This is a genomic window from Ulvibacterium sp. (genome assembly GCF_965228935.1).
Lineage (GTDB): Bacteria > Bacteroidota > Bacteroidia > Flavobacteriales > Flavobacteriaceae > Ulvibacterium.
Genome location: NZ_OZ245846.1, coordinates 5,645,584 through 5,657,791, shown reverse-complemented (window position 1 = coordinate 5,657,791; position 12,208 = coordinate 5,645,584). Strand labels below are relative to the sequence as shown.

General features: G+C 43.0%; 10 protein-coding genes. 4 read left to right on the top strand and 6 right to left on the bottom strand.

Annotated elements, in window-relative coordinates:
• Positions 1 to 8 precede the first annotated feature (8 nt).
• A complete protein-coding gene (locus tag ACO06Y_RS23910) occupies positions 9 to 1,151 on the bottom strand; it encodes a universal stress protein (RefSeq protein WP_422081599.1) in 1,143 nt (380 codons plus the stop codon).
• 434 nt (positions 1,152 to 1,585) lie between these two features.
• Between ACO06Y_RS23910 and ACO06Y_RS23905 the strand changes: the two genes are divergently transcribed.
• Genes ACO06Y_RS23905 through ACO06Y_RS23890 form a run of 4 tightly spaced genes read left to right on the top strand, consistent with a single transcriptional unit; the run spans position 1,586 to position 5,751 of the window.
• Positions 1,586 to 2,380: a universal stress protein gene (locus ACO06Y_RS23905; RefSeq protein WP_422081598.1), complete on the top strand. Its 795-nt coding sequence runs from the start codon at positions 1,586 to 1,588 to the stop codon at positions 2,378 to 2,380.
• Between the two features lie 7 nt (positions 2,381 to 2,387).
• Positions 2,388 to 3,041 (top strand): succinate dehydrogenase cytochrome b subunit, encoded by a 654-nt coding sequence (locus tag ACO06Y_RS23900; RefSeq protein WP_422081597.1) that lies wholly within the window; start codon positions 2,388 to 2,390, stop codon positions 3,039 to 3,041.
• An 8-nt stretch (positions 3,042 to 3,049) separates the two neighbouring features.
• Complete coding sequence (locus ACO06Y_RS23895) at positions 3,050 to 4,957, top strand: fumarate reductase/succinate dehydrogenase flavoprotein subunit (protein ID WP_422081596.1); 1,908 nt, start codon at positions 3,050 to 3,052, stop codon at positions 4,955 to 4,957.
• Positions 4,958 to 5,004: 47 nt separating this feature from the next.
• Positions 5,005 to 5,751, top strand: a complete 747-nt coding sequence (locus tag ACO06Y_RS23890) for a succinate dehydrogenase/fumarate reductase iron-sulfur subunit (protein ID WP_422081595.1) — start codon at positions 5,005 to 5,007, stop codon at positions 5,749 to 5,751.
• A gap of 242 nt (positions 5,752 to 5,993) precedes the next feature.
• On the opposite strand, the gene ACO06Y_RS23885 is transcribed toward ACO06Y_RS23890, so the two are convergent.
• The 5 genes from ACO06Y_RS23885 to ACO06Y_RS23865 form a co-directional block, all read right to left on the bottom strand.
• Positions 5,994 to 6,866, bottom strand: coding sequence for an HAEPLYID family protein (locus ACO06Y_RS23885; RefSeq protein ID WP_422081594.1), 873 nt, complete (start codon positions 6,864 to 6,866; stop codon positions 5,994 to 5,996).
• 83 nt (positions 6,867 to 6,949) lie between these two features.
• On the bottom strand, positions 6,950 to 7,330 hold the full coding sequence (locus ACO06Y_RS23880; protein ID WP_422081593.1) for a hypothetical protein: 381 nt from the start codon (positions 7,328 to 7,330) through the stop codon (positions 6,950 to 6,952).
• Between the two features lie 123 nt (positions 7,331 to 7,453).
• Positions 7,454 to 7,855, bottom strand: coding sequence for a hypothetical protein (locus tag ACO06Y_RS23875; protein ID WP_422081592.1), 402 nt, complete (start codon positions 7,853 to 7,855; stop codon positions 7,454 to 7,456).
• Positions 7,856 to 7,937: 82 nt separating this feature from the next.
• Positions 7,938 to 10,367 carry a DUF5703 domain-containing protein gene (locus tag ACO06Y_RS23870; RefSeq protein ID WP_422081591.1) on the bottom strand — a complete coding sequence of 810 codons (2,430 nt, stop codon included), beginning with the start codon at positions 10,365 to 10,367 and terminating at the stop codon, positions 7,938 to 7,940.
• A 181-nt stretch (positions 10,368 to 10,548) separates the two neighbouring features.
• Entirely contained in the window at positions 10,549 to 12,204 is a 1,656-nt protein-coding gene (locus ACO06Y_RS23865) for a RagB/SusD family nutrient uptake outer membrane protein (RefSeq protein WP_422081590.1), read from the bottom strand.
• Positions 12,205 to 12,208 lie beyond the last annotated feature (4 nt).

Here is a 12,208-nt window from a genome sequence, read left to right as displayed (position 1 = left end):
GATATTTTTTAGCTACCGCGAAGTTTTCGGACTTCTTCCTCAATTTTTTGATACCATATCTTGTCCATAATTTCCTTGGCATTCCTTCGGTACATCCTGGCCCTCTCCGGCTGGTCCAGTTTTTCATAAACCTTCGCAAGCCCTTTGTATGCTGGTACATGCATATCATTAATGCTTAAACAGGCCTTAAACTGACCAATGGCTTCTTCATGGAAACCATCCTCCATCAACTGCAGGCCGGTACTGTGAAGTTTTTCGATGTCCTTGATATGCGTTTCCAATTGTAGGGAGATGACATCCTCGGATTTTAGGGTGAGGAAGGAACAGGGCACTTCCCTTACCACCTTTTCAGTAACGCTGCCCATGATCATTCGGTTAAGCCCCGTCCTTCCTGCAGTACCCATGATGAGCAAATCAATCATTTTTTTGGAAATGGCACTTAATATTTCCTTGGCGGGATTGCCTTTAGGAGTTTCTTTTGTCCAATTGAGATTTGTTAGGTCGAACCCGTTTAAAAAGGAATCGAATTCCTCCTGATGTAGGGTATATCTAAGCTCATTTTCCTGTTCCTTGTCCTTTTCCGATGTAAACCAGGTGGAGCCTTGCAATTCGCATACCGCGAGAATGGTGAGTTCCGACTTGAACCTACGGGCCATGGTCATGGCATTTTTAAGGGCTCTTTTGGAGGATTCGGAAAAATCAACGGGACATAGTATATGGCGTACATTGAGCAGGATTCCTTCCTTGATGACGAAAACGGGTTTTTCGCTTTTTTGGATAATACGCTCCGTAGTGGTACCCAATTGAAAGGTATCCCCCTTTTTGCTTTCACCGGAACCCGTAAGAATTACATTGGCATTGATATCCACGGCGGCCCTTACGATGGCCTCGTGGGGAGAGCCAAAGGCCAGCAACGGGTTATCTACATCCACACCCTCATTCTCAATACGTTGCACCGTTTCTTCCAATTTTGTCATGGCCGTTTCATTCAACAAGGCCTTGACTTTCTTGTTTACGATATCATCCGGAAGCACATGAATGGGGACAATTTTTGATTCGAATATTTTTGCAAGTTCAATTGCGCTATGCACCAAATTTTGGGAGGATTTACTAAAATCCTGCGCCAATAAAATCTTTTCCAAAAGCTTCATAAAACAACATTTTAATGAGCAGGTTCTTACTAATCATGGACTAGGATCATGACCTAGAATCGATGGTTGCAAATCCGACTTTGGAACCATCCCCTGAAATTTGGATAAAGCTAGTATGTAATTCTTCAGGGAAACTTAAGAAATGGGCCAAACGAAGAGGTCCAAGTAGAAAAAATATGGACAAGGTCTAAAGGGTAGTTCGTACAACGTGCGGGCGGGATTATCGCTATATCCGGTCCCATTTAGTTTAGGAGTATTTGAAACAAATATGTATAGGCTGGGTTCCTTTCTAAAGTTTTGCTTTAGATTCTGTTATTAAATTTAATGATAGAAACAAAAATAAGGCTGCGAATAGTGTTTAAGAATGATGTTGCTTTAGAAACTCTAAGATAGTCTTATCCTAAAATAGTTCAGCAATTAAAATAGCTTGAAAAATGAATAAGATTCTTGTCCCCGTTGATTTTTCGAATACCTCATCCAATGCCCTGGCCTATGCCACGGAATTGTTTAGGGGATCCGCCACAGAAATTACCGTTTTACATGTATACGGTACAAAGTCTACCGCACTTCTAATGAAGAATATTGATAGTGTGCTAGAGAAGGATGCCAAGCGCAGGATGGATGAACTGTTGGAAAACGTTCAAAAAGAACATCCCGATCTAATACTAAAGACCAAAATCATTAAGAATTATGCCGTTTCTGCCATAACGTCGCTGGGGGATAGTGGTCATTACGATTATATTGTAATGGGTACCAAAGGGGCGAGCGGACTCAAGGAAGTTTTTTTAGGAAGTGTTGCGGGCGGTGTCATTTCCAAGACCTCGGCTCCTGTAATAGTGGTTCCGGCCGGGTATAGTTTCCGTTCACTAGAGGAAATTGTCTTTGCGGTCAGTGATGATCCTTTTTCCGACGCCAATGTATTGGAACCTTTGCGAAAGATTGCCGCCATGCATCAAAGCAAGGTAAAAGTGCTTCATATCGCGGATAAGAAAACACCTCAAATTGAAAAGGCCTTAAGCGCTATTGAAGACTTGAATCCATCCGTAGATTATGCATTTGGGACGGGTGATACCAACAAGGACTTGAATGACTATATGATGAAGGATTTTGCCGGTTTGCTTTGCCTTATCCGTACAAAGAAAGGTTTCATGCATCGACTTCTCAATGAAAGTGTTACCTTAAAGCAGACTTTTAACAGTCCGGTACCGTTGCTTATCCTACATGATTAGATCTTAGATGTTCCTTAGAAAAACCATAATTGCCCTTACGGGCCTATTCTTATGTATCTTTTTGATTGTACATCTCTCCGCAAACAGCATTTTGGTGCTTCCCGAAGAAATGGCAAGAGGCCTGTACAACTCGTATTCGACCACCTTAAGGGAAAGCCCGCTGATTAAAATTGTGGCCTACGTACTATACCTGTCGATCGTGCTGCATGTTATCTATTCCCTATTGATTATTTTGAACAACCGAAAGGCCAAATCAAAGCGTTATTTACTAAACCGAAGTAAGGAGAATAGTAGTTGGACTTCCCAGAACATGGGACTTTTGGGCATCATGATATTGTTGTTCATCGTGGTACATCTCGCTAACTTTTGGGCCCGTATCAAGCTGGGCCTAGGTGAAAGCGTAGCTCTGGATGCCAATGGCCATGTGGATGTTTATGAGGTAACCTATAGTCTTTTTCAAAATGTCTATTACGTAGTATTCTATACAATTTTGATGATTCCCCTTGGGCTACATCTCAACCACGGACTGAAAAGTGCTTTTAAGACCTTGGGTTTTTACCATAAAAAAGGACTTCGGGTATTGGCGAAAATTTCATTGGTCTATGCCGCCGTTATGGCCGTGGGATTTGGTTTGATTCCCTTTATTGTATTCTTAAAATAAATTTTCAGATGCTGAATTCAAAAATTCCTGAAGGACCCTTAGAGAACAAATGGAGCAGCTATCAGACCAAATCCCAACTGATTAATCCGGCTAACAAGAAAAAACTGAATGTCATCGTGGTCGGTTCCGGGTTGGCAGGGGCCGGTGCCGCGGCCACCTTGGCGGAATTAGGCTATGACGTTAAATGTTTTTGCTATCAGGATTCGGCACGTAGGGCCCATTCCGTGGCGGCTCAAGGCGGTATTAATGCTGCAAAAAACTATCAGCACGATGGTGATAGTGTTTGGCGAATGTTCTATGATACGTTAAAGGGGGGCGATTTTAGGTCACGGGAAGCCAATGTGTACCGCTTGGCCGAATTGTCGGCCCCGCTTATTGACCATTATGTGCAACAAGGTGTACCTTTTGCCCGTGAATATGGCGGGGTACTTGCCAATCGCAGTTTTGGTGGTGTTCAGGTGCAGCGTACTTTTTATGCCCGGGGACAAACGGGGCAACAATTGCTTTTGGCCGCCTATTCACAATTGTATAAAATGAAACGTGCCCAAAAAGTGACCATGTTTCCCCGCCATGAGATGTTGGATTTGGTAGTAATCGATGGAAAGGCAAAGGGCATCATAGCAAGGGATTTGATAAACGGCCAATTGAAACGCTTTGCCGCCGATGCCGTTGTGTTGGCTACAGGGGGCTACTCCAGGGTCTTTCGGCTCTCTACCTTGGCTATTGGTTGTAACGGTACGGCCATATGGAAAGCCCATAAACGTGGCGCCTATTTTGCGGCACCTAGTTTTACCCAAGTGCATCCTACAGCTTTGCCCCAGGCCAGTGAAGCACAATCAAAACTTACCTTAATGTCCGAATCCCTGCGAAATGATGGACGTATTTGGGTGCCCCAAAAGAAAGATGATGACCGAAAAGCCAATGCCATTCCTGAAGAGGAAAGGGACTATTACCTGGAACGGCGATATCCAAGTTTTGGAAACCTTGCGCCAAGGGACATTGCCTCAAGGGCGGCGAAAGAGCGTATCGATGCCGGTTATGGGGTAGGGCCCTTCAAAAATGCGGTTTATCTGGATTTTAAGCATGCCGTTGAACGTTTCGGGATTCAAGCTATCCAGGATAGGTATGGCAATCTTTTCAAAATGTACAAGAAGATTACCGGAGTGGACGCCTATCAAGAACCTATGCAAATTTCACCTGCGGCCCACTTCTCCATGGGCGGCCTATGGGTGGATTATGAATTGATGACCACCATCCCCGGGCTCTATGCCGTTGGCGAATGTAACTTTTCAGATCATGGAGCCAATCGTTTGGGGGCCAATTCGTTATTACAGGCCAGTATTGATGGATATTTTGTACTGCCGAACACCATCAACAATTATTTGGCCGATGAGTTGAAGGAAGACCATCCCACAACAGATCACCCGGAATTTGACAAGGTACAGAAAGAGGTAGAACAACAAATTACAAAGCTTTTGGCCGTAAAAGGCGACAAAACCGTGGATCACTTCCATCGGGAATTGGGCAAGGTTATGTGGAAGGAATGTGCCATGAGCAGAAATAAGGAGGGGCTTGAAAATGCCATCTTAAAGATTAAGGAAATCAAGGATGCTTTTTGGAACGAGGTCAACGTTACGGGAGGACAACAGGAAATGAATACCGAGTTGGAAAAAGCATTGCGTTTGGCGGATTTTTTGGAGTTGGGGCTCCTTATGTGCACCGATGCCCTACAGCGGGAAGAATCCTGCGGTGCCCATTTCAGGGAAGAATATCAGACCGATGAAGGCGAGGCCATGCGCAACGATAACACTCATGCGTATGTATCGGCCTGGGCCTATGACAACGGAAATTTTCAGTTGCATAAGGAACCCTTGGTATTTGAAAACGTGCAACCGACCGTACGCAGCTACAAATAAAGCATTGAAGAACATCAGAAAACCAAGCATTACAACGGAATACTACGATGAAGATAGTTTTTAAAATCTGGAGGCAGGATAATTCAAGGAGCCAAGGCGGTTTTGAGACGTATGAGGTAGACGGATTAACGGAGGATATGTCTTTTTTGGAAGCATTGGACCATCTTAACGAACGTTTGGTGCAGCTTAACGAGAAGGTCATTGCCTATGAGTATGATTGTCGTGAAGGTATCTGCGGGCAATGTGGGGTGTTCATCAACGGAAGGGCCCATGGTCCGCATGATAATATCACCACTTGCCAACTACACATGCGAAGTTTTAAGGATGGGGAGACCGTAGTCGTGGAACCTTGGAGGGCATCGGCATTTCCGGTTATAAAGGATCTGGTTGTCGACCGTTCCGCTTTTGACAGAATTATTGAGCAGGGAGGATATATTAGCGCGAAAACGGGAACCGCCGCAGAGGCAAACGCTATCCTTGTGGGAAAAGAAGTAGTGGACAGGGCTATGGACGCGGCGGCCTGTATCGGTTGTGGAGCTTGCGTCGCTACCTGTAAAAATGCCTCGGCCGCACTCTTTACAGCGGCAAAAATCAATCACTTGAACAGCTTGCCACAGGGGCAGCCGGAAGCTTCCCAACGGGTTTTGGAAATGACCCGTCAAATGGAACTCGAAGGTTTTGGGAGCTGTACCTTTACCGGTGCTTGTGAGGTGGAATGTCCCGAAGGGATTTCCATTGTCAATATTGCCGAGATGAACGCGAGAAGGGTAAAGGCGAAATGGTTGGGTAAATAAAAACCTGATTCAAAATGAGTCAATGGCCCAAGAATAGGCAAGTCGCTGAATCCTTACCAATTTTATCACTTCAGGCATATCCGTATATGCTTGGTTTTCAATTCAAATAGGCTGTTTTATTAGGATAATTTGAGACGAAAATATAGGGTTTTTTGAAGTGTTCGTGATTCCACCGGAAGTAGGGGTGAAGTCAAACATTACATTTCCGAACCTACAAGCCACCCTATATTTCAATTTTACTTTTAACGGGAATGATTCACTTCCTTATGCGCAGGTTCCCATATAAGCCGTACAAAGGAGCTAAACCTTTCGTTTTCCCTACTCACCGGTACTCCGGCCACTATTCCAATTAAAAGATTTTCGGCTATGCCGATTCGCATTTGTGGGCGAATGGTCATATCAAAGTCCTCCTTGTCCATAATTTTATTGAATTCAATACCAATGAAGTTCCTTGTACCGCTTATCATATAATGAAAATTGGTGTTAATGTGGTAATCCGCGATAAAGTCATTGGTTTGGAAATTCTGCTCTATCATTGGTCCTGTGTAGATCAATGAGTGAAAATTGTTTCCCCAACGCTTGGCAACGACCAAGAATGGGTTGTACACATTCCCTTTTATGAGAGGCTTCCCAAAATTGTTAAAATCGGATAACTCAAACTCATTGATATAGCCAATGGCCATGGATGTTGCCATGGATTCGTTTACAAAGAAAGACCATTGGGCCGCCAGTTTTATACTGTTCAATTGATTAGAAGGAACGGAATCCTTGGCTACACCGTTCAAGGGTGAATAAAAGGTGAACGGCAATTCCACTTCCAAACCTAAGCGATCCATTGGGGCCCATTCATATTCGACCAAGGCTTCATAAGAATCAAATCTTAAATTATCCGTTAAACCCATACCAAAGTTCCATTCCCTTTCACCTTTTCTGGCCCCCAGATCCCGTATAAGGTCTATATATAAAGGTTCCGCATGTAATACCTTTCCAGGTTCCTTGAGGTCTTCTACTTCTAGTATATAAAGGCTGTCCTTTTTTGCCTCCTCAGTTTGCGCAAAAATGTATGTTGATGATGCCCATAGCAAAATCGGCACCACTATGTTTTTGATATTCATATGGATTTGTTTTTTGTAAATAAGAAGTTTGTCCAATCTTTATTTCCTAAAAATTGGGTAATGGTGTATACCTAAAAAACAAATCAAATTTTGGGTGGGGGAGTGTGAAGTTGGCAATAGCCGTTTGTTAAAAAGGCCCTATGATCGGGGTATGCCCGACTTCTTGATTCAAAAGGGTTTTTTGAACCGGTTTGTTCTACCGAGAGTAGAACGATCAAGTCGATTTTATTCTTTTTATCATGGTCTTCAGTATCAGGATCGTCATATTCGGCAAAGGCATTTTCGAATCCCAATAATTTTTCCACAATTATTTCGATTAAACTCTCCTGGTCGTTAATGGTAAGGTCTTCCGCAATGTGTTCGGGATTGGCATCCGCCGTGTCCACACTGATGTTTAGGAGATACAGGCCCATAAACCCCCAAAGAATTCGAATGAACCTACTATTTCTAATACGTCGAAACACGGCATAAATTTAGGGCTCTTTTCCCATATAACCACTAGCGGATCGGTATATCCGAAAACTTTGTCCCCTGGTTTTCCATCTTTTTCAAATACGGGGAAACCCTTAATAGGAAAGTGGGCCTATTTAGTCGATAACCGAATCTATCCATTCGTTCGCTTTTGAAACCCTTGCCAGAGCCATAACGGAACCGTATTTGATGCTACGGTTCAACGCACCGGATACGATACCTACCAAAACGTGTTTGCCATTATGAAGCATAAACACTCCTCCACCGCTATCTCCTTTAAAACCTCCTATTTTCAATTCAAGGGGAATCGGAGATCCGAAATGGTTGAATTCCGGATTTTTCGGATGATCAAAATCGCAGACCCTAACGCTTTTGGTAAATTTCCTGTTCTCAAAACTGCCGCCTATAGCATCAATAGTATTCTGTCCTCCAAGTCTTTCCTGTACCCTTGGAATAGATAATCCCACCAAACCATTTCCGATGTACCCATATTCAATTTTCACAATGGTCTTGCCCAAATATGTTACCCAATAAAGAGTACATAAACCATAAAACCAATTGTTTTGTCTATTGATTCCTATTTAGTGGGCTACATATTTTCTATTCTTGATTCATTATTCGTATGTCCTTTCTTCTACTTTCGGGAGACACATCCAACTTTACCAATGTACCGTCTTTGAATATTCCCTCCACAAGGGTATTTTTTGGGGCATGGAGCTTAAAGTTTACGTTCCATGTTTTTGGCCAGGCCGGAAAAAGCAATATTTCATCCCCAAAGCATTGCATTAACATTTCCTGTAGCCCGATCATGCCCGAACCGCCCCAATTATGGTCCGGGACCCAATCATGGCCAGGCCCCCAAAAGGTAGGATATCTACGTTGGGAGTCCGCTAATTTTTTGATGTTATATTCCATGGCTTCTTGGGTCATTCCCATCCGAGAAAGGAAAAGGCCATCTTGATGCCAGCTTTTTATGATTCCCTTTCGGAATGCAGGAGCTTGTTCATAGGAGTTTTTGAAAGCTTCAATTTCGGTATCCCCAATTTTAAACTGATTAAAGGGGAAAAGCGGGTAAAATTGAGGCAATTCCAAATTGGATTCACGAATCCAGCTTTCCGCCGGCTTAATTATTGGGCTCCCATTGACCGTGTCAAAAGCGTAGTCCGGAATGCTGTTCAGAAATTCGCTGTAGTACTTTTTTTTATCGGAAGACAAATACTTCTCCTCCAATTTGAGCATGCTTTTCAGGCAGGCCTTTAAACCTGAAAGGACATCAACAGGATTTTTTGCCCCACGATATGATTCGCATGAGGTTGAAGGAAAAATTACAAGCTTTCCATTTTCATCAAAGGCCTTACCATTGCGTATTTTCTGCCTCAATCGGTAGTGTTCATAAAAGAATAGCAGCGATTGTTCTATGAAGGGCATATATTCTGAAATATCCGCTCCTGTAAATCGGTGGTACTCCAAAATCATGTATGCATTTTCAATCTGTGATTCCCAATGATAGGCAATGGATCCATTGGCCATGACCCCTTTTTCCACTAAGTCATTATACGCCTTTGACCCGTCTGCCCTTGGATCACCAAACGCAACCTCTGTTCCCCTCTTTCTAGGCCCCTCGGACCATCCATAACCCGCTCCCAAAGCCAAACCGGCCGCATTGGTATACTCACTATATACCGCCCCGTCATGGCCAAAATGTTCTTTTACCCTGGCCTTTGCCCCTGGCAAGGCTTTTCGGAAAAGTTCAAAATGGGGGAGCATGGCATCAAAATCCCCCGATTTCAACATGGGCCAATGTAACAATCTCTGATTCTGGGCGGTGAACACCCCACCACCCCAAGCCCTATAATCTGGGCCAAAATTTCTTTGTTCATCAATTAGACCTGAGTCAAAAGTAAAGTTCCCCCCATTGAATTTGGTGGGATACTCTCCGGATACATTGCACCCTAATTGATAACGGAACAATTGATAATTACGGGCCGTCACCCAGGCTTTGTCACCCTCGCTAGGAGTTTCAGGGTTTACGAGTATATAACTTCTTGACCAGAATTGGTGCCACCATTTTTTGGAAGCTTCGTGCATTTGTTCCCTATTTTGGGCCTTGCTTTTTGCCACGATACTGTCCAGCCCCTTTTTCCAATCGTGTAAGCTTTTGGTCTGGGCCACATGAGCGGCCAATTGGATATGGTGATTTTTTCTTTTTGTTTTGGATACCATATGCCATGCCCTAAATGGTTTACCCTGATATTCCCCTGTTGTGGTTTCTGACGAGGAGAAACCGTCTCCAAAGAGCATTCCACCGAAAGTGCGCCCTTTTAGATCGTCCGTAATCTGATCCCGATATTTTTCCAGATTCTGTTGTGCTATCAATAAGTCGGGGAGAATTTTGTTATCGGGATTACGGTGATAAAAGACAATACCATTGTTATGTTGTTCTACCATATCCTTTGAAAGAATAACCTTGCCTGGGTAGGCGTGCAATGTAAAGGTGGAGTGCCTTCTGTCATTGTTGGGAAGGATTTCTTCACCCGTACGCCAATTTTCGTAGGCCACGTCCACATTGATTTCTTTGTTGGATTCAACACCTAGATGAACAACAGGTTCTTTAGTATCTACCCATAGGTTTATTTTTGTCCTATGTTGCTCCCCCTCATTTGTCTTTCCGCCTATGATTTCAATATAACCGTCGTATAGCTTAAGTTCCTGACGAAATTTATGGCCCGTACCTTCCCTGGAGAAAGGATTTGGACTTAGCTTCAACCGAAGGCGGCCTAATTTCAGATATTCATTGGTTTCTGCCAAGCTACCACTACGTTGCACGTAAACCAAAAGTTCTCCATTCTCTACCCAAACATTGCATCCTATGTCACCCCCACCAACAGGCATGGATTCTGCACTGTTTTTACTTTGGGCGGTCCAGACAATATTGTAATCCGAGAAATCCAACGGTGAGGATTGAGCTGAACAATTGAATTCAAAAAGTACCAAGAAGTAGATTAGGGGTATTACGCCAATGGCTTTCATATAATAGTATTTTTGTGCAAACTGCATTAGAAAATAACCTAACAACAAAAGGAAAAGGGGCTGTCTAGGCAACAAGCCCCATTTTCCAAACTAACTCAAACTAACAACTCAACAATCTTTACTTAAAATTTGAAATTAGTTTTTTTCATAAAAACAAAAAATCAAGGGAAGACAGATTAGTTTAATATCCGGGATTCTGTTCCAGGACGGCTTCCGTATTTCTTTCTATCTCGGTATTGGGGATAGGCCAAAGGTTTTGATGATCATTTATGCCGTTGGAAGCAAACTGTCCATTATGCATTGGATCAAACATTCTTACCCTTTCAACTATTTTGTCCATCCTCATCAAGGTGAGTAATCGTAATTCTTCATTGAAAAGTTCACGAGCGCGTTCATCCAAAATATAATCAATATCCACCTCAGCAGCAGAGACCGGATCGGCATTTACCCTATTCCTTACTACATTTATATCTGCCGCCGCGCTAGTTTGATCACCATTTAAAAGATGAGCCTCTGCCCTTAACAAATAGGTATCGGGCAACCGGACCAAATATCTGTCCCTATGGGTAGAATTTGCAAAATTTGTGGTTAAACCGGTTTCCGGATCTTCAATGAATTCGTCTGGAAAGTTTCCGATCGGGGCACCCTTGGCAACAATCAGATTCCACCATCTATCGAAAGGGTCACGAAAATTATCTATCGCACCGCTTTCAACAATGAGCTCCCCAAAATACCGGGATTCAGGATTATTGGCACGGATATCACGTATAATGTTATACTCAGAATTACGCATATCACCATTGGAACCTTCCCATAGGTCCAACCAATATTGTGATGGAGCCCACCAACCGATTCCTCGACCACCAAAATTATCATTTGGTCCCGTGAAAAGATCAACGCCATCATCATCTTTTAACTGCCAATATAACGGCATTAAAAACCTTGGTAGATTATCAGCTCCTCCTCCTCCTGGTGTAAGGTATTCATATTGGCTTACCCAAATACTTTCGGTATTGCCGGTACTTCTGTTTTGATTTCCTCTTCTAAACAAATCCCAATACACATCACCTGGCTCGTCAACTCTTGTACCAAAACGCTCTGTCATTAAGGAATAACCCAAATTGTCTATTACTTCGGTTGCTGCCGCGATTGCTGCATTATAGTCTCCTGTAATGATATACATCTCCGCAAGAAGATGATAGGCCACGCCTTTGGTAATGCGGCCATCCTCAACTTCTCCTACATTGGGTAAATCAATAACTGCTTCCTCTAAATCTTTGATTACCTGATTCCATACCTCAATACGGGATGCTCTAACATAATCCCTTTTGGGCTCTTGTACTTCATTCAACGTAATGGGAACACCTCCGAATACAATACCTAATCCTCGATAGGCCCATGCCCTAAAATACTTGGCTTCGGCAATCTGAGCGTTTCGTTGCGTCTCGGAAGTATATTCTATATCTCCAATTCTGCCCAATATGGCATTGGCATTGAATATGATCTCATAATGAAAACTCCACATTTCCCGTACTCTACGATTTTCGGGAAGTATCTGATCGGCCCAAGAATTCAACTCATGTGTTGGAGCGATCGCATCATAGGCATAATCTGCCGTATATTGAAAAATAAAGCTAAAATCGTTTCTTTCAAACAACATTTCCCTTACGTTTTGATGCAACGTAGCAATAGCTCCGTCAATTAATTCCGGTGTGGTATAGGAATTTTCCGGAGATAAAAAGTCAAATGCTTCTTCTTCAAGAAATTCTTCTTCGTTACAAGATTCGGTTAGGGCCAAAGTAAGACCGAGAATCATTAAAATTTTTAGTATTTTCATAACA